Consider the following 25,714-nt stretch of genomic DNA (forward strand, 5'->3'; position numbering starts at 1 on the left):
TTTTCAAGTTCATTGTGAAATATACAAAGCGAAAGTAAAATTCTAACATTTTAAAATTGAATAATATTCTTGTTTCGCTCGATAATTAGAAAGTTCAAAGCAAATTAACAGCTTTTTAATCAATCTATCTCCGACAGGTTAAGACTGATGATTAAAAAGACTTAAACCGTAAAAAAATGACAAATTTGTTAGACGAAATAATAAATCTGCTAATCAGTGAATTAATCAGTTAAATATAAGGTTATTTTTTTTTAATAATATCTAACTAAATTATAAGCAATTACTTATGGTAACTAAACTTTTTTTATTTTTCAAAACACTAAAGGAATTTACTCAAAGAAAGCGTAATATCCCTTTACATTTTTTAGTTTCTAAGTTTCGTCGCGAAAATGGTAATATTATAGTATATTTGCCGCTGTATTAGGTTAAAAATGTAGCTGTCTTCCCTAATTTAAGCTTATTTTTTAACGTTTCGTCGTAAAAATATGCCGTTGATGGATGTTTTTTAGTCGAATTAATTTTGTTAGCTCAGTTTTTTTTATACTTTTACACCTTATTTAATAGAATGCAGAACAAGTATATATTAGCCTCAATATCAGTTTTCTTATTAGGTTTCGTATCTATGGCGCAAGGTAGCACACCTCCTCCACCTATGCCGCCTCCGCCACCTGGACTTTCAGTTGATGGTGGAATTGCTGCATTATTTGCAATTGCAATGGCTTACGGTATATATAAAGCCTTCAAATTATCTTCTAAACAAGCGTCTTAATTTCTAAGATCATTAAGTCGTTTTACGTATTTTCCGATCACATCGAATTCTAAATTTACCAAATCTCCTGTTTTTAAGTTTTTAAAAGTAGTATGATTATAAGTGTAAGGTATTATGGCTACTGAAAAACTGTTCAACTCAGAATTTACAACTGTTAAACTCACACCATTTACAGTGATAGAACCTTTCTCAATGGTTATATTATTAAGGTCTTTATCATATTCAAACGTAAAAACCCAACTACCATCTTTTTCAGAAATTGCAGTACATTGAGCTGTCTGGTCCACATGGCCTTGAACAATATGGCCATCTAATCGATCTCCAAGTTTCATGGCGCGCTCAATATTTACAGTGTGGTTCTCTTTAAGCAAACCAAGATTGGTTTTATCTAACGTTTCTTGTATGGCAGTTACAGTATAATTGTCGCCTTCAATATTAACGACGGTTAAACAGACGCCATTATGCGCCACACTTTGGTCAATTTTCAATTCATTTGTTATGGACGTATTAACTGTAATATGCAAATTGCCGCTATCTTTTACCAATTTGTTAATTGTACCAAGATCTTCAACTATACCTGTAAACATAAACTGTACTTTATTTAGTGAACTCAAATTAAGGTTTGTAACTTTGTAAAGAGATTTGAAAATACAATAAAACAATAAATTTTGAGGTAGTTTCTTATCGTAATTAATTTCACAAAGCTTATTTTGGTTTAAATTTGTGGTCGCAAAGTTAAACCCAAATTATGGAATATAACTTCGTTTAGCGTATAGAAATGGTACTAACATTTAATTCTGTTATCATTTCATGACAAATAAGATAATAAAAATCTATGAAGCAAAAAGAATCCGTCATTGTCGGAATATCAATTGGAGACCTCAATGGTATAGGGCCAGAAATTATCATTAAATCTTATGAAGACCCAAGGTCCTTAGAATTGAACACACCAGTTATTTTTGCATCTGATAAGACCATGCAGTTTTTTAAGAACCATTTTAAAAGTAAAATCAACTTTTTTAATATTGATTCACTCGAGAAAGTAGCGCTTGGAAAAGTTAATGTAATGAATGTTTGGAATGAACCCGTTAATATAGACTTCGGAAAAGAAGATAAAAAAATGGGTGAATACGCTATAAAATCACTGGAAGCGGCAACGAATGCCTTGAAGGAAGGAACTATAGACGTTTTGGTAACAGCACCAATTAATAAGCACAACATACAATCAGACACCTTTAATTTTCCTGGTCATACCGATTATTTAGCAAAAGCATTAAATGGTAAAAGTCTAATGTTTATGGTCTCAGACGAATTGCGTGTTGGACTGTTAACCGATCATGTTCCTTTGAAAGATGCTAGCCAAACCATAACTGAAGATCTGATAAAAGAGAAACTAGCAACAGTTATAAAATCGCTAAAACAAGATTTTGGAATTAGAAAGCCGAAAGTTGCTGTACTAGCTATTAATCCGCACGCAGGTGATAATGGTGTAATTGGCAATGAAGATGATACCATTTTGAAACCGACACTAGAAAAAATAAAAGCTGATGGCGATCTGGTTTACGGTCCTTATTCTGCAGATAGTTTCTTTGGATCTAACACCTACAAAAGTTTTGATGCTATTATAGCATCTTACCACGATCAAGGTTTAATTCCGTTTAAAACCATAGCTTTTGGACAAGGTGTAAATTATACGGCTGGTTTAGATAAAGTAAGAACATCGCCGGACCATGGCACAGCGTACGAAATTGCTGGAAAAGGAATCGCTGACGAAAGCTCAATGAAACAAGCCATTTTCACGGCAGTCAAAATTTTTAAACTTAGAAAAACGTATGATTTCTATGGTAAAAACCCATTAAAGAAGACCTCTAGATAGTTATAAACAAAATTTGTTGATATCTAAGCTTTAAGTAAGGAAAAATTTATATATTTGCACGCTCAAAATGAATGTGATAATGAAGGCATTAAAATCTTATACAATTCCTTTCGTAGGACTAAAAATAGGAGAGCACCATTTTGATTTTCAGATTGACAATACGTTCTTTGAGCATTTTGAATATGATGAATTTAATGCAGTTGATGTAAAAATTGACCTAAAATTCGAAAAAAAGTCAACACTTTTAGAGTTGCATTTTTCTGCCGAAGGTATAGTAAACATCGATTGCGACATTACAAGCGAACCTTATGACCAGTCTATTAGAGACAGTTTTAAATTAGTCGTTAAATTTGGAAACGAGTATAATGATGATAATGAAGATATATTAATTGTACCACATGGCGAATATGAAATTAATGTGGCACAATATATATATGAATTAATTATTTTAGCTGTTCCTGTCAAGCGTGTTCATCCTGGTATTGAAGACGGCACATTACAGTCCGATATACTTTCAAAATTAGAAGAACTTAGTCCAAGTGAGGACATCAAAACAAAATCATCAGAGGATATTGATCCTCGTTGGAATAATTTAAAAAAACTATTAACGGATAAATAACATTTAAAATGGCACATCCAAAGCGTAAAATTTCAAAAACAAGAAGAGATAAAAGAAGAACACATTACAAAGCTTCTGTACCTCAAATAGCAACTTGCCCAACAACTGGTGAGCCACACTTATACCATAGAGCTCATTGGCACGAAGGTAAATTATATTATAGAGGTCAAGTTCTTATTGACAACTCTGTTGAAGAAGAAACAGCTGCATAAGTATTATGCATGCATACAAGAAAACGCTCCTTAGTGAGCGTTTTTTTTGTTATTATTTTTTCAATAGCGCAAAAACCACTTACTTTGCGTAATAATTTGCCAAAAAATGCGAAAAATTGAATAAAACATATCAGTTTTTGTCATTTTTCCATACTTTTAATTATCAAAATCCTAATAATGAGTAAAATCACAGCGGCAATTACAGCTGTCGGAGGCTACGTACCAGACTATGTTTTAACCAATAAGGTTTTAGAAACTATGGTTGAGACCAACGACGAGTGGATTACCTCTAGAACAGGTATTAAGGAACGTAGAATTCTTAAAGAAGACGGAAAAGGAACATCGTTTTTAGCCATTAAAGCTGCGGAAGATTTAATTCAGAAAAAAGGATTGGACCCAAAAGAAATAGATTTGGTGATTGTTTGTACGGCAACTCCAGATATGAAAGCGGCAGCAACGGCATCATATACAGCAACACAAATTGGAGCAGTCAATGCCTTTGCTTACGATTTGGAAGCCGCTTGTTCTAGTTTTCTATTTGGCATGTCAACGGCGTCAGCTTACATTGAATCTGGTCGTTACAAAAAAATTCTCTTAATAGGCGCAGATAAAAATTCATCTTTTATTAATTATAAAGATAGAGCTACTTGTATCATTTTTGGTGATGGCGCAGGTGCCGTACTTTTTGAACCCAATGAAGAAGGTTTAGGACTACAAGATGAATTGTTAAAAAGTAATGGCGAAGGTCGTGAATTTTTGCAAGCGACTTATGGAGGTTCTTCATACCCTATAAATGAAGACACATTTAAGGAAGGAAAACATTATATTTTTCAAGATGGGAAAACGGTATTTAAAAATGCTGTTTTTAATATGGCAGATGTATCAGAAAGGATAATGAAAAGAAATAATCTTACCAATGACGACATTGCCTGGCTAGTGGCACATCAAGCTAATAAGCGAATTATTGATGCAACGGCGAGCAGAATTAATTTAGAAGATGAGAAAGTAATGATGAATATACAGAGGTATGGAAACACCACTTCTGCAACTTTACCATTATTATTATTCGATTACGAATCGCAGCTTAAAAAAGGCGATAAAATAATATTCGCTGCCTTTGGTGGCGGATTTACTTGGGGCTCCATTTATTTCAAATGGGCTTATAATTCCTAACAATTACACTAACTAACAAATATTTAAATATTATGGATTTAAAAGAAATTCAGAACTTAATAAAATTTGTAGCTAAATCTGGCGCAAGTGAGGTTAAGTTGGAAATGGATGACATTAAAATTACCATTAGAACAGGTTCAGAAAACGACACTACTATTGTACATCAAGTACCGATGCAAGCGGCTCCTGTTATGCAACAACAGGCACCTGCACAACAAGCTGCACCAGCCCAGGAAACCTCTGCTGGAACAGCGGCACCTGCGGCTACTGAGGATTCAAAATACATCACTATAAAATCACCAATAATTGGTACTTTTTACCGTAAACCATCTCCAGACAAACCTGTTTTTGTAGAAGTGGGTACTGAAATTAAAGAAGGCGACGTACTTTGCGTTATTGAAGCCATGAAATTATTCAATGAAATTGAATCTGAGATTTCTGGTAAAATTGTTAAAGTACTTGTAGATGATTCATCACCAGTAGAGTTTGATCAACCATTATTTTTGGTAGATCCGTCATAACCCGATTTAAAATTCCAAAGTATAATTCCCAAGTTGTTGGAGTTTGGAATTTGAAATTTTAAATACTTAAAAGTTATGTTCAAAAAAATACTAATTGCCAATAGAGGAGAAATAGCACTTCGTGTTATTAGAACCTGTAAAGAGATGGGCATACAAACTGTGGCTGTATACTCTACAGCAGATGCAGAGAGTCTTCATGTGAAATTTGCGGACGAAGCAGTTTGTATCGGACCTCCTCCAAGCAGTGAGTCCTATCTTAAAATATCCAATATCATCGCAGCTGCAGAAATTACAAATGCAGATGCTATTCATCCAGGTTATGGATTCTTATCAGAAAATGCAAAGTTTTCAAAAATTTGTGAAGAGCACGGTATAAAATTCATAGGCGCTTCCGAAGAAATGATTGATAAAATGGGAGACAAAGCAAATGCTAAAGCGACCATGAAAGCTGCGGGCGTACCTTGCGTACCTGGAAGCGAAGGAGTTATCAAGGATTTTGAAGACTGTAAGAAAGTTGCTAAAGAAACTGGCTATCCAGTGATGCTTAAAGCGTCTGCTGGAGGAGGTGGTAAAGGAATGCGTGCGGTTTGGAAACCAGAAGACCTTCAAAACGCATGGGAATCTGCACGTTCAGAATCTAAAGCTGCATTTGGAAATGATGATATGTATATGGAAAAGCTCATCGAAGAACCTCGGCATATCGAAATACAAATTGTGGGTGACTCTCGTGGAAAAGCATGTCATTTATCAGAAAGAGATTGCTCTATACAAAGACGTCATCAAAAATTGACAGAAGAAGTGCCTTCGCCTTTTATGACCGATAAATTGAGAGCTAAAATGGGCAAGGCTGCCGTAAAAGCTGCCGAATTTATTAAATATGAAGGGGCAGGAACCGTTGAGTTCTTAGTGGATAAGCATAGAAATTTCTACTTTATGGAAATGAATACACGTATCCAAGTAGAACACCCAATTACGGAACAAGTTATTGATTTTGACTTAATTAGAGAGCAAATTTTAGTCGCAGCAGGTGTGCCAATTTCAGGCAAGAACTATACGCCAAACTTGCATTCCATAGAGTGCAGAATTAACGCCGAAGATCCGTTCAATGATTTTAGACCTTCACCAGGAAAAATCACTACGCTTCACGCACCAGGAGGACATGGCGTAAGATTAGATACACATGTTTATGCCGGTTATAGTATTCCTCCAAATTACGATTCTATGATCGCAAAATTAATTACAACAGCTCAAACCAGAGAAGAAGCTATTAATAAAATGAAGCGTGCTTTGGATGAGTTTGTTATAGAAGGTATAAAAACCACGATTCCTTTTCATAGGCAGTTGATGGATCATCCAGACTACTTAGCAGGCAATTATACGACCAAATTTATGGAAGACTTTAAAATCCAAAAAGTAGTTGAAGAATAATTATAAAACCCAAACTGAGAAGTTTGGGTTTTTTCATTTGAACCCATCTTATCTTCTTCTTTGCCCTAAAAAATGGAATATGCTTCTCATTCCTCCCTAACTTCATGCAGGTTTGATTAAAAATCAAACGTTAAGATGAGTTTCTTGAATCGATCCAACAAAAGTTAAATTTTGAAGGGGAGGTTTTACTTTTTTTAATTTATAAAATAAATACACTAAATTTATGAGTTTTCTAAAACGATTAACTATGAATAAAAATTACTTACTAAAAATAACAATGCTGGTATTCGCATTTTTTTCTTTATCTGCTATTTCGCAAAACTCAGACCAATTGTGGACTAGAATTAATGCATCAAAGGCAAAACAATCTGAACAAGTTTTAAGAAAAATAGAACTGAAGAAAGAGACATTTTTTCAACTAAATATAGAAAAGCTTAAAAATGACTTACATAATGTTGGGAATAGTGAGAACATGGGAAATACAATTATTTCTTTTCCTAATTCTGATGGCAAACTAAATAGATTTAAAATATTCGAATCATCTATTATGGAACCCGAACTGCAAGCTCAATTTCCTGATATAAGAACTTATGCAGGTCAAGGAATCGATAATCCTGCGGAAATAGTAAGGTTTAGCATCACACCTAAAGGTTTTCATGGAATGTTTTTAGGAACCTCAAATGGTACACAGTTTATCGATCCTTATACAGTAGAAGGACATATTTACTCTGTCTATGCAAAGAAAAATTTAGAAGCGAGAAATTTTGATTTTGAATGTGGTGTTAATGATAACCCAATACTCAATAGAGCTTACGATGAACCAACAAATTTGGCTAGAAATGCTGATGATGGCATGTTAAGAGATTATCGTTTAGCTGTTGCGTGCACAGTGGAGTATTCTGCTTTTCACGGAGGAACGGTGGCAGGCGCTATGGCGGCAATTGTAATAACAATTAACAGAGTTAATAGTATTTATCAAAGAGATTTATCGATAAAACTTACTTTAGTTGCTGATAATAATAATATAATATTTACAGATGCTACAGGAGGGGATTCGTTTAATAATAACAATGCAAATATTTTATTAAATCAAAGTCAAAGTGTGATTAATAACATAATAATGTCTGCTAATTATGATGTTGGACACACATTTAGCACAGGTGCTGGTGGACTAGCCGGACAAGGGGTTACATGTGATACAGATAATAAGGCCAGAGGAGTCACAGGTTCTGATCAACCAATAGGTGACCCTTATGATATTGATTTTGTAGCACACGAGTTAGGACATCAATTTGGAGCGTCACATACTTTTAATGGAACTGAAGGGTTTTGTTCTGGTGGAAACAGATCCGCAACAAATGCTTATGAACCAGGAAGTGGGTCAACAATTATGGCTTATGCTGGTATATGTGATTCTGATAATATTCAAAGTAATAGTGATACTTATTTTCATCAAAATAGTTTAAACCAAATTTGGTCTCATGTTACAAGCACAGGTGCTTGTCCGGTAAATAGAACAACAACAGGTAATACTGAGCCAGTAGCAAACGCAGGCGCCAATTATACCATACCTCAAGGCACACCTTATAAATTAGACGGAAGCGCTTCATCTGATGTCGATGGAATGGCAACATTAACCTACACATGGGAACAATACGACTTGGGACCAGCAGGATTACCGACAGAAACCACAGTTTCTGGACCATTGGTAAGATCTTTTTTAGGCACGGGAAACCCAGTACGTTACGTCCCAAGACTTTCAGACGCACTAAGCAATGGAGGTACATCAACAACATGGGAAAAATTAGCAACGGTAAACAGAACTATTAATTACAAATTAACCGTAAGGGATAACGATGCTAGTGGAGGCCAAACAGACGATGATCAAATGACAATTACCAATGTTGCTGCAGCTGGACCGTTTATGGTAACCTCACAAAATACAAATCAAATTGTGTGGACACCAGGACAGACAGAGACGATAACTTGGAATGTAGCTGGTACAACAGGTAACGGAGTTAATACTGCAAATGTTAACATATTATTATCTATAGATGAAGGCTTAACCTACAACACGGTTTTAGCATCTAACGTACCAAATGACGGTTCCCATGCCATTACGGTGCCTAATATTACTGCTCCAAAATGTAGAATTATGGTAGAAGGTGCTGGTAATATATTTTTTAACCTTAACACGTCTTTCTTTGCTATTGGTAATTATGTATACGAAAATGTGGATGTGTGCGAAAGTTATACTTTTGATTTTGGTGGTTTACCTGTACCAGAAAGTATTGACGCATACACTGGATATACACTAAACGTGCCAGCGCCATTAACTATGACAGATGCCAATATATCAGTAGATATAACTCATCCCAATAGTGGTGATTTATTATATGGTTTTAGGCATCCAGAATATGCAGGTTCATTTATAATTAGATTAGTCACACAACAATGTTCAGGCAGTGCCAATCCTAATTTGGTTTTTGACGATGAAGGATCGGCAATAAATTGTGCCACTATTAGTAATGGAGATAGTATTATGCCAGAAGATGCATTATCTGCTGTAGATGGTACCAATTCACAAGGGGATTGGTTATTCTTTATTTTTGACAGCACAGTTAATGGAACGCCCAGTGCAATTAATTCCGTAACAATTGAAGTATGTGAAAATTCTGTCGAACCAGTATTGTCAGTACTGGACAACGAATTAGATAATCTCAATATTTATCCTAATCCTAATAATGGAGTATTTAATATCGGTTTCAACCCAAAATCTGGCGAAGCAATAAACATAGAAGTTTATGACATTAGGGGACGGTCTATCTATACTAAAAGTTTTAATAGTGTCAGTAGATTTGAAGAAACTATTCAACTTAACGATGCGCAATCTGGCGTTTATTTAGTGACTATTGCAGATGGAGCAAATAAAGTAACCAAGAAAATCATTGTGGAATAATAATTTAATTTATATTTGAAAAGCTCCTAATTTTAGGAGCTTTTTTTTTATGCTATGAATTTATCGTATTGGGAAATAAAAACGTGGTTAACTAACATTGATTTTACAATTGTTGGCAGTGGCATTGTAGGTCTTAATTGTGCATTGCAATTAAAAAATCGTTTCCCAAGAGCTAAAATTTTAATTCTTGAAAAAGGAATGCTTCCACAAGGGGCAAGTACAAAAAATGCTGGTTTTGCTTGTTTTGGAAGTTTAAGTGAGATTAAAGATGATTTAAAAAATCACTCGGAAGCCGAAGTCTTAGAATTAATTAAAAAGCGCATCAACGGTCTTAAACTACTTCGAGAAACATTGGGAGATAATGCCATAGATTATCAAAATTTAGGCGGTTATGAATTGTTCTTAGAGTCTGACGACACACTTTATAATTCATGTTTAGAAAAGAAAGACGACATCAATCAGCTCTTATATCCAACTTTCAATGCTGAGGTATTTTCTTTTAAAGCGAATAATTTTGATTTCAAAAAGATAAAATCGAATTACTGTTTTAATCCCTTCGAAGGACAGATTGATACAGGAAAAATGATGGAAGCGTTATTGATTAAAGTACAATCCTTGGGAATAAAAATCTTGAATAATGCAATGCTTGAAGATTTCTCGGAAGGTTCAAATGCGGTAAAACTTAAAACCAATCATTTCGATTTTACGACGAAAAAATTGTGCATCGCAACAAACGGATTTGCCAAACAACTCAACATTCTGGAAGTAAAACCAGCCAGAGCCCAAGTTTTAATTACAAAACCAATAGATAATTTACATATTAAAGGCACGTTTCATCTGGACGAAGGTTATTATTACTTCAGAAATGTTGATAATAGAATACTGCTTGGTGGCGGACGAAACTTAGATTTTAAAACTGAAGAAACTACGGAATTCGGTCAAACAGAAATCATTCAAAATAAGCTCGAAGAATTGCTTAAAACCATTATTTTGCCAAATACAAATTTTGAAATAGACCAGCGATGGAGCGGCATAATGGGCGTTGGAAAACAAAAGAATACGGTTGTAAAACAACTATCAGACCATGTGTTTTGCGGCGTACGATTAGGTGGAATGGGAATCGCAATTGGTAGTATAATAGGCAAAGAACTAGCAGATTTAGTAGAATAATTGATGAAAAGGGTATTTCGTTTTTTAGGAAAATTAGTGCTTTGGTTTATCGTCTTGTCGGTCGGTTTGGTGGCGTTATATAAGTTCGTTCCTGTACCAGCAACGCCTTTAATGGTTATTCGTTATTTTGAAAGTACTAATGAGACCAAAACATGGAAACACAAGTGGGTTTCCATGGAAAAGATATCAAAGAATATCCAGCTCGCCGCTATCTGTAGTGAAGACCAAAAGTTTATGGAGCACAATGGTTTTGATATTGAAGCCATTGAGAAAGCTTACGAACACAACAAGAGAGGAAACCATATTAGAGGCGGAAGCACCATTAGCCAACAAACTGCAAAAAATGTCTTTCTATGGCCACAACGTTCTTGGTTGCGTAAAGGCTTAGAAACGTATTTCACCTTTTTAATTGAGACTATTTGGAGCAAAGAGCGCATTCTCGAAGTCTATTTAAACAGTATTGAAATGGGTAACGGTATCTATGGTGCAGAAGCTGCCGCACACTATTGGTTTAAAAAATCTGCTGCAAATTTAAATGCAAACGAATCCGCAGCCATTGTTGCCGTTTTGCCAAATCCAAGAAATTACAAGGCAAATCCCGCGTCAGCATATATCCAAAGACGCCAACAATGGATTGTAAAGCAGATGCGATATTATGGTGAATTTAATTTCAATACTGAAAAATGACCATAAAAGAAAAACTATATAAGCGATGCTTAGAATTTATTGATGAACGATTGACAACTGTAAATCATACCATTTCAGAAATTCAAAGCGCCTTGCAATCCGAAACTAAAAGTAGTGCTGGAGATAAGCACGAAACAGGACGAGCGATGCTACAATTAGAACGAGAAAAAGCAGGTCACCAATTGGCAGAAATTGAAAAACAGCAGCAAATTCTTCAAAAAATAAATGTGGAATCTAAACATCAAACAGTGACATTAGGTGCTGTGGTAAAAACAACTGAGGCTAATTATTTTATTGCCATTAGCGCTGGCAAAATTGAAGTAGAAAAGGATTCTTATTTTGCTATTTCAGCAGCAACACCAATAGCACAATTATTAATATCTAAACGTGTTAACGATACAGTTCGATTTAGGGAAACCGTATTCAAAATTATAGAAATACATTAGAAAAACGTTAAACCTATTTCATTTTTCTCATTTCTAGCTTAACTTCACAAAACAATTATAAGTTATGAGAATTGGTTTACTTTCATTTTTTATCCTTTGCTTTTCAATCACTGCAGTTGCTCAAAATACATCTAGCATTGATTTTAAGATTAAAAACTTTGGCATCAATGTAGATGGTCATTTCAATACATTTTCTATCACAGTTGAATTTGATGAGGCAAACTCGGAATTAGAAAGTCTTTCAGGAACCATAAAGGTATCTTCTATAAAAACAGGTATAGATAATAGAGACGAACACTTGAAAGAAGAAGAGTATTTTGATGTCACAAACCATAAACAAATAACTTTAAAAAGTGAATCAATTACTAAGTTATCTGACAATCAGTATAAGGTAAAAGCAAATCTTACTATTAAAGGGATTACCAAGGAGATCAATATTAAAGTTAATGTCGCTGAGGTTGATAATAGTTATAAAATAACCTCTAATTTTGAGTTAGACCGCAGAGATTTTAAAGTTGGAGGTGGCAGTTTCATTATGAGCGATACGGTAAAAATAAGTGTTGTACATTTTCAGGATTTTTAAACCACAATGAATAAATTCGATGTAATTATTATTGGAGGAGGTTTAGCAGGATTAACAAATGCCATCCATTTATCAAAAGAGAAATTAAACATTTTACTTATAGAAAAAAACGCGTATCCAAGGCATAAAGTGTGCGGTGAATATGTGTCAAATAAAGTTTTACCATATCTAAATCATCTAGGGTTCAATCCTTTTGAATTTGGTGCAAAGCAAATCTCAAAGTTCGAATTAACCACGCATAACAATAAAAGTATTTCTTCGAATTTACCACTTGGTGGTTTTGGGATGAGTCGTTATGAGATGGATTTTCAATTGTATCAACTCGCACTAAAAAATGGCGTTGAAGTATTTCAAGATTCAGTGACTGATGTAAAATTTGAAAATGATAACTTTCAAGTAGAAACAAAATCTCAACAACGATTTCATTCTAAAATGGTGATCGGCGCTTATGGCAAGCGTTCAAATTTAGATATACAATTCAACCGAAAATTTATCAAGAAGAAGTCGCCGTATTTAGGCGTTAAAATTCATGTGTCGGGAAATTTCCCTGAAGACAAGGTCACTTTGCATAATTTTAATGGTGGCTATTGTGGGGTTTCAAAAGTGGAAAACAATCATATTAATCTTTGTTATATAACTAATTTTAAGGCTTTCAAAAAACATAAGGATATTGAAACATTCCAAGAAGAAGTGCTTTTTAAAAATTCAGAATTGAGATCAATTTTTGAAAATTCAAAATCAGAATTCGAAAACCCATTAACCATAAGTCAGATTTCATTCGAAACGAAAAAGCCTGTTGAAAACCATATCATTATGTGTGGAGATACCGCTGGAATGATTCATCCGTTGTGCGGAAACGGTATGGGAATGGCAATTAGAAGCGCGCAATTAGCATCAGAGTTGATTATTGATTATCTTCATGGAAAAATTGCATCACGTCAAAAGTTAGAAAACCAGTACACCAAACGTTGGAAAAAAACATTTGGTTTACGGTTAAAAGCAGGACACAGTATCGCCTATTTATTTAGGCAAGACTGGTTAGCACCAAAACTTTTAAAGGTATTGCATTCGTTTCCGTTCTTGATGCCACAAATTATAAAAATGACCCACGGTAAACCTATGACTGCTAAATGAACCTATTTATAAACACTACTTATCGGAGTAATAAAACTGAACTCATGGACGATTTTACCATGAAAGGCGAGTTGTTGCGAGATACCTTAGATAAGTTAGGACGCATAAATAAATGGCTTGGTGGCAATCGTATTAGTATTAATGGTATTGATGCGCTATTAAACGGGCGACCCAAAACACAGACCTATACTATAGTAGATTTAGGTTGTGGTCATGGAGATATATTAAGATTGGTAGCTGATTTTGGTAGGAAAAACGGCTATAATTTCAAGTTAATAGGAATAGATGCTAACCAAGACACGGTTGATTACGCCAATGAATTATCCGAAAGTTATCCAGAATTATCCTTTAAAAATGAAGATATATTTTCTGAAAAATTTCAAGAAAAGGAATGCGACATTGTTTTAGCAACGCTTTTTTTACATCATTTTAAGGAAGAAGAAATTCTAAGATTATTATCAAATCTTTCAGATATGGCAAGTATTGGCATCGTTGTAAATGATTTGCATCGTAGTGAAATTGCCTATGGTTTATTTAAACTATTAGGGATGATTATTTCAAATTACATGATAAAACAAGATGGGCTGACCTCTATTCTTCGCGCTTTTAAACGCGAAGATTTAGAGCGTATGTCAGAAACATTAAAACTCAAATCAAAAATCAGTTGGAAATGGGCTTTCCGTTACCAATGGTTAATTAAAACTTAGATGTCAGTAAAAATAACAGCAGTTGCAAAACAACTCCCAAAATATACTAGGGAAACTAAGGATATTTTACCCTTTGTAGAATTATGGTTAGAAGACCAAGAGGAACGTTTTAAACGAAAAGTCCTCAAGATTTTCGAAAATGCTACGGTTGATAGACGGTATTCTATCATGAATCCTGAAGAGGTCTTTTTAAAAACATCTTTTGAAGAAAAGAATGAGATTTACACCAAAGAATCTATAAAATTAGCGGAAGCAAGTCTGCTCAAAGCATTAGATAAAGCCAGTTTAAAAGCCACTGATATTGACTACATCATCACGGTAAGTTGCACAGGCATTATGATTCCATCACTGGATGCCTATCTGATAAACAGCTTAAAAATGAAACAAGATATCGTGCGTTTGCCAGTTACCGAAATGGGTTGTGCGGCAGGCGTATCTGGAATATTGTATGCCAAGAATTTTTTAAAAGCTAATCCGAACAAACGTGCTGCAGTCATTGCTGTAGAGTCGCCAACCGCAACCTTTCAGCTCGATGATTATTCGATGGTCAATATCGTCAGTGCTGCCATTTTTGGCGATGGTTGTGCTAGTGTCATTTTATCGTCTTACGAAGATGAAAAAGGTCCTGAAATTAAGGACGAAGCCATGTACCATTTCTTTGATGCCGAGCACATGATGGGTTTTAAATTGAAAAACACAGGATTACAAATGGTTTTAGACCAATCGGTACCGCAAACCATTGCCGATCATTTCCCTAAAATTATCCATCCATTTTTAGAACGAAATGGATTGACCATTGAAGATATTGACCATTTAGTTTTCCATCCCGGAGGTAAAAAAATAGTACAAACAGTTGAAGATTTATTTGGCGATTTAGGTAAAAATATAGAGGACACAAAGGAAGTTTTAAGACTATACGGAAATATGAGCAGTGCAACGGTTTTGTACGTGTTAGAGCGTTTTATGGATAGGGATTTACCAAAAGGCGACAAAGGAATCATGCTCAGTTTTGGACCTGGTTTTTCGGCGCAGCGTATTTTGTTGGAATGGTAATATGGATTGTTGAAGTTAAAACTTAAGTCAACCTAAGATTGTTTTATGTAAAAAATGAATTGAAACGAAGGGTTAAACAAAAATCGTCGTTTCGATAATTTCGCGATATAATGTGATGTTAAATGTTTACTAGATTAATTTTGAATTCCAATCTCTTTATTTTTGTGCCGTAGTGAAAGATATTTTTAATAAAACAATGTTCAGTTTTGATTTTTTTGTTTCGTTTTTTTATCAAGAAAAAAATGAAAGTAAACAGTGTAACAAACCAGTTTAAAATATTAAGTTTTAACAATCAGAAATGACAAATAAAAACATCATAAAACTTTTACCCTATCAAAAACCATTTTTGTTTGTTGATGGTATCGATACGGTTTCAGAACATGGAATCACAGGACACTATACATTTAAAAAAGACGAATCATTTTATAAAGGTCATTTTAAAGACAACCCAATAACACCAGGCGTTATTTTAACGGAATGTATGGCTCAAATCGGTTTGGTTTGTTTAGGAATATATTTAATGAAAGATGAATTAAATGAAAGCATAAAACCGCAAATAGCATTAACATCCCATCAAATTGATTTTTATTTACCTGTTTTGCCAAATGAAAAAGTAACGGTAATTTCTGAAAAAGAAGTTTTTCGGTTTAATAAGATGAAGTGTAAAGTGAAGTTATTCAATGAAAAAGACGAATTGGTTTGTAGAGGAAATATTTCAGGAATGATACAAATTCCTGCGAAAGCAGGAATCTCAGACTCGAAAAATCAATGAAGTAATTCATTTTGAATGAAAAATCATTATAAAAGTAATATTTAGTGTTTAATTAATAAGATTCCTGCCTTCGCAGGAATGTGTATGAAAAGAGTAGTAATAACAGGATTAGGAGTCGTATCACCAAACGGCGTTGGAATAACCGATTTCACTGATGCCTTAAAACAAGGTAAATCGGGAATCACGTTTCATCAAAAACTAAAAGACCTTAATTTTTCTTGTCAGATAGGTGGCATTCCTCAAATTTCAGAAGAAAAAAAATCAAAATATTTTACCGGTTTACAATTGCGCGGATTCAATAGTTCAGGCATACTTTATGGTTGTATCGCAGGCATTGACGCATGGAAAGATGCTGGTTTTGAAATGAATCCTGAAAGCGAACTCGATTACGACACAGGGTTAATTTTCGGAACAGGAACGTCCGGAATTGAAAAATTCAGAGAAGCCATTTATAGTTTGGATGAAGGCAATGTACGCCGTTTAGGAAGCACAGTCGTTTTACAAACCATGGCGAGTGGAGTCAGTGCTTACTTAAGCGGTATGTTGGGTTTGGGTAATCAAGTCACTACCAATTCATCGGCATGTTCCACGGGAACTGAAGCTGTAATCATGGGTTATGACCGTATTTCTAGCGGAAAAGCCAAATGCATGTTAGTTGGCAGTTGTAGCGACCATGGACCCTATATTTGGGGAGGATTCGATGCCATGCGAGTGATGACCTACAAGCACAATGACGCACCAGAAAAAGGCTCAAGACCAATGAGCGCTTCTGCTACGGGATTCGTGCCAGGAAGTGGCGCAGGAGCTCTAGTCTTGGAATCCTTGGAAAGCGCTTTAGAGCGTGGCGCAACCATTTACGCTGAGGTTTTGGGCGGCGAAATCAATTCTGGTGGTCAGCGACAAGGCGGAACTTTAACTGCACCAAATGCTGAAGCCGTTCAACGTTGTATTACACATGCCATTGCCAATTCGGGAATAGCGTCAAATGCAATTGATGTTATTAATGGCCATTTAACGGCAACCTCAAAAGACAGCCTAGAAATTGAAAATTGGACTAAGAGTTTAAATAGAAGCGGAGCGGATTTTCCGTATATAAATTCCACTAAATCCATGATTGGTCATTGTTTGGCTGCCGCAGGAGCAATTGAATGCGTGGCGAGCGTCATACAACTTAAAGAACAATTTGTAGCACCAAATATCAATTGTGACGACTTACATCCCGAAATAGAAGCGCTGGTAAGTTCAGACAAAATCCAAACTCAAAAAATTGATTTTAATTTTGAAGTGATGGCGAAGGCAAGTTTTGGTTTTGGCGATGTGAATGCTTGTGTTGTGTTTAGGAAGTTTAGAAAGTAAAACAGTTTCGGATAATTGTCCTTGCAGTCCCGAAAACTTTCGGGATTAAAACCTAGCAGGTCTAATATTGAAATGACTTTGCTTAACTTTACAATAAATCATTGAAGTATAATTAAAAAGATTCCCACTTTCGTGGGAAATGAATATGACAAACGAAGAATTAATCCCAAAACTAAAAACCATCATTGCGCCTTATATCCAAGATGAGGAGGCGTTTAAAAACCTGACTGTTGATACGGATTTTGTAAATGACTTAAAAATCAATTCCGCCAATTTGGTGGATATTATTCTTGATATCGAAGATGAGTTCGACATCAGATTAGAAAATGAGGACATGGAAAAAATGCTCGATGTTAAATCTGCCATTGACATTGTAAACACAAAATTAAGAGCCTAATGGTTGGTAACGACATTGTTGATTTAGAGGAGGCTAAACGAGATTCCAATTGGCAACGCCCTCGTTTTTTGGATAAATTATTTACGCAAAAAGAACAGCAGCTAATCTATAATTCCGAAGATCCATTTTTTATGGTGTGGCGACTTTGGAGCATGAAAGAAGCGGCATATAAACTTTACACCCAACAAAACCCAAGCCGATTTTATAAGCCTAATGGTTTTGAATGTCAAATTGAAAATGAAAAAGGAATCGTAAGATTCAAAGACTTTGAATGCCGAACTAAAACTAAAAACACTTCAAAATATATCTTGTCTGAAGCACGACTATTAGATTTTAAAATGGCTTCAAAAGTGATTGAATTTGAAGAGGATTCAAATATTCAAAGTGAAGTTACCAAAGCGGCTTTATTGAATGAATTTTCTAAAACTTACCAGATATCATTAGAAGATTTAAAAATTGAAAAATCTGAATTTGGTGTTCCTGCTGTGGTTTTTAATTCTGAAAAATATCAGGTTAGTTGGAGCCATCATGGTGGTTTTGGAGCTTATATGGTTTAATCCATAAATATTTAATATTTTCACTTCTTTGCCAATCCAAACGTTATAGAGGTAATATTTTTTTAAAGATACTAACCACTCAATAATACATGGAATTTATTTTTTTAATGAAATTCCAATCAATAGAAGTATGTCAATTAAGGGATTGCATAGAAACAAAAATAAGCCTTTTGAAAAAAGATGAATATCATTATTTGTATATAACAATTCATAGTTATTAACCAGTCAGGTGGTAAATTAATCATTTTCGCTCTAGACAGAATGTCTCAAATTGTTGTTAAGCTTGAAAATGTAACTTATGAGGATTTGCAAGTCGATGGAGATGATTATTACAAAGAATTTGTAGGTGTAACAGTTTCAAATTCTAAAGCCCAACGTATTGAGTTTAAAATCGACAATAAAAATGCACCTTTTGTAATTACAAAGCCATTTCATACATCTCAACGTATAATTAAGAAAACAGATGATGGTGTTATTTTCAATATTTTTGTTCAAATTAATTTTGAATTAGAACGTCTTATTTTGGGCTTTGGAGATCGTATTGAAGTTATAAAACCATTATCGTTGAGAAACAGAATGCTGAAAGAATTAAAGAATTCCGTACAGCACTATGAAGATACTTCGAAGTAGATATCTGATTTTTTTTCAAGATTGGTATCGTGTTCAATAAAAAGAGATTCCGACTTATATTCAGCTTCAATCAACCATGAATTCCCATTAAAATATGAGGTTTTTACGGTGGCTTTTAAATCCGATTTTTTAACAATCTTTATCTGAGTGGCATATACAATACCAAAAGGCACAATGAAATTAAACTCGCCGAAAAAAGAAGCTATTATTGGTAATTTAGGATTTTTGTAAATTTCTTGAGGTGTATCTTTAGCTATGATTTTTGACTGGTGAATGACCAAAAGTTGATCTGCAAAACCGAGAACATCGTTTTTATCATGCGTAGCAACAATGCATGAAATATTATTTTCTTTTAGATATTTAAAAACGCTACGTCTTAGAGATTGTTTCTTAAAATTATCGATATGACTAAAGGGTTCATCCAATAACAAGATTTCAGGTTGTTTTGCTAAAGATCTGGCAATGGCAACGCGTTGTTTTTGTCCGCCACTTAGAAGTTTTACTTTGGTTTTGGCAAAGGCCTCGAGTTCTACTACTTTTATAAGTTCCTTGGTGCGTCTTTCTTTTTCTTCAGGATAAAATCGAGACAGATGTTTTCCTATATTCTCTTCAACTGAAGTGACAGGCATGAGATCAAATTCTTGGGTTACGTATTTCATAAAGTCGTAACCAATGACCAAGTTATATTTTGGGCCGCGGATTTCTTCATCTTTCCAAAAAATGCTTCCTTGTTTTAAATCGTATTCGCCATAAATCAACTTTAACAGGGTGCTTTTTCCAGAGCCGCTTTCACCAATAATGGCAAGGTTTTCTCCAGCTTTAACCTTAAAGTCAATTGCTTTTAAAACCTTGGTTTTAGTATATCCGAAACTGACGTTATTTACCTCTAACATGCCACAAAAATACCATAAAAAAACTGCTTGATTTCTCAAACAGTTTATAATATTTATGTCATTTCTTTGATTACATGAATCGATTTCTTTATAACATAACGTTTCATGATTTCTCCTTCAGATACAAACCTTATAAAAGCCTTTAATTGGTCACAAAATGACTAATATCTGCCAGACGGCGAGATAGGTTCATTAAAACATAAGAAGTCTAAATGAGTTTATTAAACCAACCTTAAAGTCATATTATAAAATTCAACTATTTATTAAAGATGTTATACTTCAACAAAAAGAAACGATTTAAAATCTTAAATCTGATATACTTATTAATGCCAAAATAAAGATAGATAAGAGACATTGGAGTAAAAAACGCTATAACCTTATTTTTCTTATAAAGCATTGGCTCTAGCTTAACCAAATATCTAAAGAACTTTTCGGGAGTTAGTAAAAATTGAATGCCCATTTTTATCGGGTTTTCAATTTTTGGTGGTTCATATGTAATTCCAACTTGGTTATGACCAACATTTTGATAAAACCCATGACTTAGCGTATCTAAAAATTTGAGCTTTCTAGAACCTTGGAACATTCCGGATTTTAGGGCTGTTTTAGAAATTGCGTTTTGCATTGTCTTTTCACTATAACATAAGGGTTCGAGACTTTTTAATAGTGATTTATGGAAACCGAACATCTGTTCTTGATGCGCCTTTATATGATTGTCATATAACCATTTCTCTTCAGGTTTATGATATTCTATAACGTAACCATCCGCATCTTCGCTATAATCAAACGCACTTCCATGGTCTGCTCCAGAGAATTGTTCGTATAGCTGTTGGTTGGCCATTATAATATGATCGTAATAATCGGTATATGGCATAATAGAAAAAAGAAGCCCGAAGCGTTTAGTATGAGGTTGAATATTATAAACGTTACCAAGACCTAAATAATAACCCGTAACAGGAATTTTATGGTCAAAAAATTCATAAATCGCCTCTTGCATTGTTCCTCCCCAACCAATGTCTACAAGGTTAATTCCTTCTTTTTCAATATTTACATTAAAAGATGAAACATAAGATTTAAAGGCTTTATTACTTTCTTTTCGGTGTTTGTCATAATAATCCTTTAGGGCTTTATTTTGTTTTATGGCTTCAAAAATTGATGAATTAAAGAAACCCTCAATTTTAGTTTTACCTTCAACATTGAGTTCTGTAATGATTTGAGTTCTTAATTCTTCTGAACAATTAAGTGCAATTAGAAAATCATCCACAGCAAGATTATTATACTTGGTACTTAGAAAAGTGAAAGGTTCTTCTTCTATAGGTTTCAAAGACATTTGAAGCGCTGCATGCCGCGATATCTTTAAATAATGGGTGTTTATTCTTCGGCTTTCATCAATAATTGTAAATTCTTGATAAGAATCAAATAATCTTTTTAAATATTGACCTTCTCGAGACAAGAAGAATAAATCTTTAATGTTCTTTCTTCTAGCAGTTTCATACATACGCTCAACAAACGTATGATATTGAATAATAAATTCGGTATAGGGAAAAGAAGCTTCTTTTTTACAGGTTTTGTAAACGTTATTAATAATTTGTTTTAAACGCTTTTTATCATTTCCGAAGTTATTCCTTTTATTCTTTTTAAGATATTTTTTGTGTGGTAACTGATAGGCGTTAAGTCCATTTTTTATGGCATTGTTGTAATCGCTTCTTAGATTATCGCCAATCATCATGCCCTCTTTTGGATCAATTGACAATTCTGAAATAATGGGAGCATAAACCGCACCACTATGTTTACTTTTTTCTAGTTCTGCTGAACTGTAAATACCATCAAACAAATCCAAGATACCATGATGTGACAGTAATTTTTCAAAAAGTGTTCTAGATCCATAAAAATCTGATATCAAGTACACTTTTCCACTATTGGCTTTAAAATACTTCAAAGTATCCAATACATCTTGGTTTAAGTATTGAACGCTCGATTCCGCTCTTGCATCAACAGCTTCAAAAAGAGTCATAAAATCTGCTTTGTTTTCAATCGATATAATATCTGCATTGATAAGGCGTTTACAAATTTCACCCTTTAAAGTATCATATGGGATTTCATCAGTAGTTTTGTTTAATACTTCAACTAGGTATTTACTAGATTCTTGTCTGATGAAATAAAGTTCGTCAATTGTTGTCGGTAAACCCAATTCCCTTATCATCAACTTAGCCCAAATTCTTTGCACGTAATTTGGGTGCACATGTCTATGTACAATGGTATCGTAGTAGTCTGTGAAAAGAAATTTTATATTCTTTTCCTTCAGCTGTTTGTGTAGTTGGTTAAGTGACAAATACTTTGGTTTGGTTAATAGCTAAATAATGTTATCCTTTTATTTTTTCTTCGGTCTTTGTGGGTAAAACTTCAAATCCCATGTTATAAAATGTAAATCCAAAAATATCGGCATACTGTTCAATAGTTTTGCTTACAGGTGTACCTGCCCCATGACCAGCGTCCGTTTCTATTCTTATAAGTGTTGGGTTGTTGCCCGGTTGTTTGTCTTGTAATTCTGCAGCAAATTTAAAACTGTGTGCAGGCACCACTCTATCATCATGATCTCCTGTAGTCACCATTGTTGCAGGATAGGCTACACCTTCCTTTACGTTATGGACAGGTGAGTAACCTTTAAGGTAATCAAACATTTCTTCGCTGTCTTCTGCAGTACCGTAATCATAAGCCCATCCAGCACCAGCAGTAAATGTATGGTAGCGAAGCATGTCTAAGACACCAACAGCTGGTAAAGCCACTTTCATCAATTCTGGACGTTGTGTCATGGTCGCTCCGACTAATAAACCACCATTAGATCCTCCTCTAATCGCTAAGTAATCTGAAGACGTATATTTTTCTGAAATCAAGTATTCTGCGGCTGCGATGAAATCATCAAATACATTTTGCTTTTGAAGTTTTGTACCAGCAATGTGCCATGCTTTTCCATATTCGCCACCACCTCTTAGATTAGGTACCGCATAGATGCCACCTTGCTCCATCCAAACCGCATTGGCGATACTGAAACTTGGGGTTAAGCTGACATTAAATCCACCATAACCGTAAAGAATCGTTGGGTTTTTACCATTAAGCTTTAAGCCTTTTTTATGGGTTATAATCATCGGTACTTCAGTACCATCTTTAGATTTATAAAATACTTGTTTGCTTTCGTAATCTTCTGGGTTGAAATCGATACTCGGTTTTCTGTATAATTCTGAAGTGCCTTTTTCTATATCATATTTATAAATACTACCAGGCGTTACATAATTTGTAAAAGAGTAATATAACTCTTTCTCTTCTTTCTTTGCACCAAAACCGCCTGCGCTTCCTACACCAGGTAATTCTACCTCTCTAACTAAATTACCATTATAATCATATTGTAATACTTTTGAAACGGCATCGACCATATAATTGGCAAAAAAGTAGCCTCCTCCTGTTGATGGACTTAAAACGTTTTCAGTTTCTGGAATAAAATCCACCCAGTTTTCAGGACTTGGGTCAGAAGCATCAACTGTTACAATTTTTTTATTTGGAGCATTCAAATTGGTTACCAGAAAAAGTTTTGTTCCTTCGTTTTCTAGAACACCTGTATCGCTATCCGTATGGTTTAAAACTGTGGTAAAATTGCTATTTGATTTCGTTAAATCTTTAATAAAAAGCTTATTTCCAGATGTGGATACGCTTGCTGATATCATAAGATATTTGTTATCTTCAGAAACTCTACCGCTAACATATCTGTGTTTTTCTTCCGGTGTACCACCAAAAATTAATTGATCTTCAGATTGTTTTGTGCCTAATTTGTGATAATAAACTTTATGCTGATCTGTTTTTGCAGAGAGTTCGCTTCCTTTTGGTTTGTCGTAGCTAGAGTAGTAGAAGCCTTCATTTTTGTACCAAGACATGCCACTGAATTTGATATCAACCAGAGTATCTTCTACGATTTCTTTGGTGTCGGTATTCATAATCAGAATTTTTCTCCAATCACTGCCGCCTTCAGAAATGGCATAAGCTAAGGTTTTACCGTCTTTTGAAAAACTGGTGCCTCCTAAAGAAATAGTACCATCTTCTTTAAACGTATTAGGATCCAAAAATATGGATGCTGTACTTGGGTCATCTCCAGTTTTGTATCTGTAAATGACATATTGGTTTTGTAAACCATCATTTTTATAAAAATAGGTGTAATCTCCTTCCTTAAATGGCGAACCGATTTTTTCGTAATTCCAAAGTTTGGTCAGTCGTTCTTTTAATTCTTCTCGGTAAGGAATGTTTTCCAAATAGCCAAAAGTCACTTCGTTTTGTGCTTTTACCCAAGCTTCGGTTTCTTTACTTCGGTCATCCTCTAACCATCTGTAAGGGTCATCTAAAGTCTTACCGAAGAAAGTATCAGTAACGATAACTTTATTGGTTTCTGGATAATCTACAGTAATAGTTTTCAAAGTTTCAGCTTCGTTTTTACAGGAAACAAAAATACTTAGTACTAATGCCACAAGAAGTAAATTTTTCATATTTGGTTTTTTTTTGAAATAAATATCATTTACTCCAAATATAAGGCTTTCGTTATTTGACTAATATCAATAAACAAAAAACTTAACGGTAAAACAGAAGGGCAATATAGATACTATAACAACTAACTAAATAATTAATTAGTTGAAATACACAAATTTATCGCTATTTTGAAAAATATACTTTTACTCTAAACGGCTTTATACTAAAGCATTATCAATAAGATATTCAGCTATCTGAACGGTATTGGTTGCAGCGCCTTTTCTAAGATTATCACTAACAACCCACATATTTAACGTGTTTGGTTGTGAACCATCACGTCTTATACGACCAACAAATACATCATCTTTTCCGTTGGCATACATTGGCATAGGATAGACATTGACGTCTAAATTATCTTGAATGGTAACACCATCAGCTTCATCGAGCAATTGTCTTACTTCGGTAATGTCGAACTCATTTTCAAATTCGACGTTAATCGCTTCGCTATGTCCACCAGCTGTTGGAATCCTAACCGCAGTTGCTGTTACAGCAATAGTACGATCATCTAGGATTTTTTGGGTTTCGTTTACCAATTTCATTTCTTCTTTGGTATAACCGTTGTCCTCAAAAACATCGCAATGAGGTATGGCATTCTTATGAATTGGATGTGGATAAGCCATAGCGCCTTTTTTACCTAAAATCTCATTTTCCATCTGTTCTACAGCTTTTACGCCAGTACCAGATACGGATTGATAGGTAGAAACCACAATTCGTTTGATTTTATATTTTTTATGAAGTGGCGCTAAAGCCATTACCATTTGTATGGTTGAGCAGTTTGGATTAGCGATTATCTTGTCGTTTTTAGATAATTGATGGGCATTAATTTCTGGAACCACCAATTTTTTGGAAGCATCCATTCGCCATGCTGAAGAATTATCGATAACCGTTGTACCAACTTCTGCAAATTTAGGAGCCCATTCTAAAGAGGTGCTGCCGCCTGCAGAAAACAATGCAATATCTGGACGTGCTTCAATCGCACTTGGTATACTAATGACACTAATGTCTTTCCCTTTATATTTTATTTTTTTACCAACAGAACGTTCTGAAGCTACTAATAATAATTCATCCATTGGGAAATTACGCTCTTCTAAAACTTTGAGCATCACATTTCCTACCAAACCTGTTGCACCTACAATTGCTACTTTCATGTGTGTGTTTATTTATCGTTATTCAAAAATTACATTCCTAAAATCACTGTTCTAAATG

General features: G+C 34.4%; 25 protein-coding genes. 20 read left to right on the forward strand and 5 right to left on the reverse strand.

Annotation, left to right across the window (positions count from 1 at the left end; all coding sequences use genetic code 11):
* Positions 1-565: 565 nt before the first annotated feature.
* Complete coding sequence (locus HM990_RS19145) at positions 566-769, forward strand: hypothetical protein (protein WP_178991536.1); 204 nt, start codon at positions 566-568, stop codon at positions 767-769.
* Here the strand turns inward: HM990_RS19145 and HM990_RS19150 are convergent.
* Positions 766-1,356, reverse strand: coding sequence for a riboflavin synthase (locus tag HM990_RS19150; RefSeq protein ID WP_178992111.1), 591 nt, complete (start codon positions 1,354-1,356; stop codon positions 766-768). The two genes, HM990_RS19145 and HM990_RS19150, sit on opposite strands and share 4 nt — an antisense overlap.
* Before the next feature lie 248 nt (positions 1,357-1,604).
* On the opposite strand from HM990_RS19150, the gene pdxA reads away from it, so the two are divergent.
* The 19 genes from pdxA (at position 1,605) to HM990_RS19245 (ending at position 19,049) form a co-directional block, all read left to right on the forward strand.
* Complete coding sequence (pdxA, locus tag HM990_RS19155; protein ID WP_178991537.1) at positions 1,605-2,645, forward strand: 4-hydroxythreonine-4-phosphate dehydrogenase PdxA; 1,041 nt, start codon at positions 1,605-1,607, stop codon at positions 2,643-2,645.
* A gap of 79 nt (positions 2,646-2,724) precedes the next feature.
* Positions 2,725-3,264, forward strand: a complete 540-nt coding sequence (locus HM990_RS19160; protein ID WP_178991538.1) for a YceD family protein — start codon at positions 2,725-2,727, stop codon at positions 3,262-3,264.
* A gap of 8 nt (positions 3,265-3,272) precedes the next feature.
* A complete protein-coding gene (gene rpmF, locus HM990_RS19165) occupies positions 3,273-3,476 on the forward strand; it encodes a 50S ribosomal protein L32 (RefSeq protein ID WP_110474442.1) in 204 nt (67 codons plus the stop codon).
* A gap of 177 nt (positions 3,477-3,653) precedes the next feature.
* Complete coding sequence (locus HM990_RS19170) at positions 3,654-4,649, forward strand: beta-ketoacyl-ACP synthase III (RefSeq protein WP_178991539.1); 996 nt, start codon at positions 3,654-3,656, stop codon at positions 4,647-4,649.
* Positions 4,650-4,681: 32 nt separating this feature from the next.
* Entirely contained in the window at positions 4,682-5,170 is a 489-nt protein-coding gene (gene accB, locus HM990_RS19175; RefSeq protein ID WP_178991540.1) for an acetyl-CoA carboxylase biotin carboxyl carrier protein, read from the forward strand.
* Between the two features lie 75 nt (positions 5,171-5,245).
* Positions 5,246-6,598, forward strand: a complete 1,353-nt coding sequence (gene accC / locus HM990_RS19180; RefSeq protein WP_178991541.1) for an acetyl-CoA carboxylase biotin carboxylase subunit — start codon at positions 5,246-5,248, stop codon at positions 6,596-6,598.
* 247 nt (positions 6,599-6,845) lie between these two features.
* Positions 6,846-9,557 carry a zinc-dependent metalloprotease gene (locus tag HM990_RS19185; protein WP_178991542.1) on the forward strand — a complete coding sequence of 904 codons (2,712 nt, stop codon included), beginning with the start codon at positions 6,846-6,848 and terminating at the stop codon, positions 9,555-9,557.
* Positions 9,558-9,611: 54 nt separating this feature from the next.
* Complete coding sequence (locus HM990_RS19190; RefSeq protein ID WP_178991543.1) at positions 9,612-10,727, forward strand: NAD(P)/FAD-dependent oxidoreductase; 1,116 nt, start codon at positions 9,612-9,614, stop codon at positions 10,725-10,727.
* On the forward strand, positions 10,728-11,414 hold the full coding sequence (mtgA, locus tag HM990_RS19195) for a monofunctional biosynthetic peptidoglycan transglycosylase (protein ID WP_229719322.1): 687 nt from the start codon (positions 10,728-10,730) through the stop codon (positions 11,412-11,414).
* The gene (locus HM990_RS19200; RefSeq protein WP_178991545.1) at positions 11,411-11,860 is read left to right on the forward strand and encodes a 3-oxoacyl-ACP synthase; all 450 of its coding nucleotides are present in this window, start codon (positions 11,411-11,413) and stop codon (positions 11,858-11,860) included. The genes mtgA and HM990_RS19200 overlap by 4 nt, the downstream gene beginning before the upstream one ends.
* Before the next feature lie 64 nt (positions 11,861-11,924).
* Entirely contained in the window at positions 11,925-12,443 is a 519-nt protein-coding gene (locus HM990_RS19205; RefSeq protein WP_178991546.1) for a YceI family protein, read from the forward strand.
* 6 nt (positions 12,444-12,449) lie between these two features.
* Positions 12,450-13,577: an NAD(P)/FAD-dependent oxidoreductase gene (locus HM990_RS19210; RefSeq protein WP_178991547.1), complete on the forward strand. Its 1,128-nt coding sequence runs from the start codon at positions 12,450-12,452 to the stop codon at positions 13,575-13,577.
* Positions 13,574-14,284 carry a methyltransferase domain-containing protein gene (locus tag HM990_RS19215; protein WP_178991548.1) on the forward strand — a complete coding sequence of 237 codons (711 nt, stop codon included), beginning with the start codon at positions 13,574-13,576 and terminating at the stop codon, positions 14,282-14,284. Before HM990_RS19210 ends, HM990_RS19215 begins: the two co-directional genes overlap by 4 nt.
* On the forward strand, positions 14,285-15,337 hold the full coding sequence (locus HM990_RS19220; RefSeq protein WP_178991549.1) for a type III polyketide synthase: 1,053 nt from the start codon (positions 14,285-14,287) through the stop codon (positions 15,335-15,337).
* Between the two features lie 298 nt (positions 15,338-15,635).
* Positions 15,636-16,109, forward strand: a complete 474-nt coding sequence (locus HM990_RS19225) for a 3-hydroxyacyl-ACP dehydratase FabZ family protein (RefSeq protein ID WP_178991550.1) — start codon at positions 15,636-15,638, stop codon at positions 16,107-16,109.
* Between the two features lie 84 nt (positions 16,110-16,193).
* Positions 16,194-17,465: a beta-ketoacyl-[acyl-carrier-protein] synthase family protein gene (locus HM990_RS19230; RefSeq protein WP_178991551.1), complete on the forward strand. Its 1,272-nt coding sequence runs from the start codon at positions 16,194-16,196 to the stop codon at positions 17,463-17,465.
* 145 nt (positions 17,466-17,610) lie between these two features.
* Positions 17,611-17,862, forward strand: coding sequence for an acyl carrier protein (locus HM990_RS19235; protein WP_178991552.1), 252 nt, complete (start codon positions 17,611-17,613; stop codon positions 17,860-17,862).
* Complete coding sequence (locus tag HM990_RS19240) at positions 17,862-18,419, forward strand: 4'-phosphopantetheinyl transferase family protein (RefSeq protein WP_178991553.1); 558 nt, start codon at positions 17,862-17,864, stop codon at positions 18,417-18,419. Before HM990_RS19235 ends, HM990_RS19240 begins: the two co-directional genes overlap by 1 nt.
* Before the next feature lie 261 nt (positions 18,420-18,680).
* On the forward strand, positions 18,681-19,049 hold the full coding sequence (locus tag HM990_RS19245) for a helix-turn-helix transcriptional regulator (protein ID WP_178992113.1): 369 nt from the start codon (positions 18,681-18,683) through the stop codon (positions 19,047-19,049).
* Here the strand turns inward: HM990_RS19245 and HM990_RS19250 are convergent.
* The 4 genes from HM990_RS19250 to HM990_RS19265 form a co-directional block, all read right to left on the reverse strand.
* A complete protein-coding gene (locus HM990_RS19250) occupies positions 19,028-19,942 on the reverse strand; it encodes an ABC transporter ATP-binding protein (protein WP_178992115.1) in 915 nt (304 codons plus the stop codon). The genes HM990_RS19245 and HM990_RS19250 overlap by 22 nt on opposite strands.
* A gap of 256 nt (positions 19,943-20,198) precedes the next feature.
* A complete protein-coding gene (locus HM990_RS19255; RefSeq protein ID WP_178991554.1) occupies positions 20,199-22,271 on the reverse strand; it encodes an HAD family hydrolase in 2,073 nt (690 codons plus the stop codon).
* 31 nt (positions 22,272-22,302) lie between these two features.
* Complete coding sequence (locus HM990_RS19260; protein WP_178991555.1) at positions 22,303-24,468, reverse strand: prolyl oligopeptidase family serine peptidase; 2,166 nt, start codon at positions 24,466-24,468, stop codon at positions 22,303-22,305.
* Positions 24,469-24,666: 198 nt separating this feature from the next.
* Positions 24,667-25,656 carry an aspartate-semialdehyde dehydrogenase gene (locus HM990_RS19265; RefSeq protein ID WP_178991565.1) on the reverse strand — a complete coding sequence of 330 codons (990 nt, stop codon included), beginning with the start codon at positions 25,654-25,656 and terminating at the stop codon, positions 24,667-24,669.
* Between the last annotated feature and the right edge of the window lie 58 nt (positions 25,657-25,714).

The sequence above is a fragment of the Winogradskyella schleiferi genome (genome assembly GCF_013394655.1).
Taxonomy (GTDB): Bacteria; Bacteroidota; Bacteroidia; order Flavobacteriales; family Flavobacteriaceae; genus Winogradskyella; species Winogradskyella schleiferi.

Excerpts from the sequence above, each read along its gene's own strand:
- HM990_RS19150 (WP_178992111.1), bottom strand. The coding sequence starts at position 1,356 with ATGTTTACAGGTATAGTTGAAGATCTTGGTACAATTAACAAATTGGTA.
- rpmF (WP_110474442.1), top strand. The coding sequence starts at position 3,273 with ATGGCACATCCAAAGCGTAAAATTTCAAAAACAAGAAGAGATAAAAGA.
- HM990_RS19190 (WP_178991543.1), top strand. The coding sequence starts at position 9,612 with ATGAATTTATCGTATTGGGAAATAAAAACGTGGTTAACTAACATTGAT.
- HM990_RS19245 (WP_178992113.1), top strand. The coding sequence starts at position 18,681 with ATGTCTCAAATTGTTGTTAAGCTTGAAAATGTAACTTATGAGGATTTG.
- HM990_RS19260 (WP_178991555.1), bottom strand. The coding sequence starts at position 24,468 with ATGAAAAATTTACTTCTTGTGGCATTAGTACTAAGTATTTTTGTTTCC.
- HM990_RS19205 (WP_178991546.1), top strand. The coding sequence starts at position 11,925 with ATGAGAATTGGTTTACTTTCATTTTTTATCCTTTGCTTTTCAATCACT.
- HM990_RS19200 (WP_178991545.1), top strand. The coding sequence starts at position 11,411 with ATGACCATAAAAGAAAAACTATATAAGCGATGCTTAGAATTTATTGAT.
- HM990_RS19265 (WP_178991565.1), bottom strand. The coding sequence starts at position 25,656 with ATGAAAGTAGCAATTGTAGGTGCAACAGGTTTGGTAGGAAATGTGATG.
- HM990_RS19235 (WP_178991552.1), top strand. The coding sequence starts at position 17,611 with ATGACAAACGAAGAATTAATCCCAAAACTAAAAACCATCATTGCGCCT.
- HM990_RS19210 (WP_178991547.1), top strand. The coding sequence starts at position 12,450 with ATGAATAAATTCGATGTAATTATTATTGGAGGAGGTTTAGCAGGATTA.
- HM990_RS19225 (WP_178991550.1), top strand. The coding sequence starts at position 15,636 with ATGACAAATAAAAACATCATAAAACTTTTACCCTATCAAAAACCATTT.
- HM990_RS19230 (WP_178991551.1), top strand. The coding sequence starts at position 16,194 with ATGAAAAGAGTAGTAATAACAGGATTAGGAGTCGTATCACCAAACGGC.
- accC (WP_178991541.1), top strand. The coding sequence starts at position 5,246 with ATGTTCAAAAAAATACTAATTGCCAATAGAGGAGAAATAGCACTTCGT.
- pdxA (WP_178991537.1), top strand. The coding sequence starts at position 1,605 with ATGAAGCAAAAAGAATCCGTCATTGTCGGAATATCAATTGGAGACCTC.
- accB (WP_178991540.1), top strand. The coding sequence starts at position 4,682 with ATGGATTTAAAAGAAATTCAGAACTTAATAAAATTTGTAGCTAAATCT.
- HM990_RS19220 (WP_178991549.1), top strand. The coding sequence starts at position 14,285 with ATGTCAGTAAAAATAACAGCAGTTGCAAAACAACTCCCAAAATATACT.
- HM990_RS19145 (WP_178991536.1), top strand. The coding sequence starts at position 566 with ATGCAGAACAAGTATATATTAGCCTCAATATCAGTTTTCTTATTAGGT.
- HM990_RS19250 (WP_178992115.1), bottom strand. The coding sequence starts at position 19,942 with ATGTTAGAGGTAAATAACGTCAGTTTCGGATATACTAAAACCAAGGTT.
- HM990_RS19160 (WP_178991538.1), top strand. The coding sequence starts at position 2,725 with ATGAAGGCATTAAAATCTTATACAATTCCTTTCGTAGGACTAAAAATA.
- HM990_RS19170 (WP_178991539.1), top strand. The coding sequence starts at position 3,654 with ATGAGTAAAATCACAGCGGCAATTACAGCTGTCGGAGGCTACGTACCA.
- HM990_RS19185 (WP_178991542.1), top strand. The coding sequence starts at position 6,846 with ATGAATAAAAATTACTTACTAAAAATAACAATGCTGGTATTCGCATTT.
- HM990_RS19215 (WP_178991548.1), top strand. The coding sequence starts at position 13,574 with ATGAACCTATTTATAAACACTACTTATCGGAGTAATAAAACTGAACTC.
- HM990_RS19240 (WP_178991553.1), top strand. The coding sequence starts at position 17,862 with ATGGTTGGTAACGACATTGTTGATTTAGAGGAGGCTAAACGAGATTCC.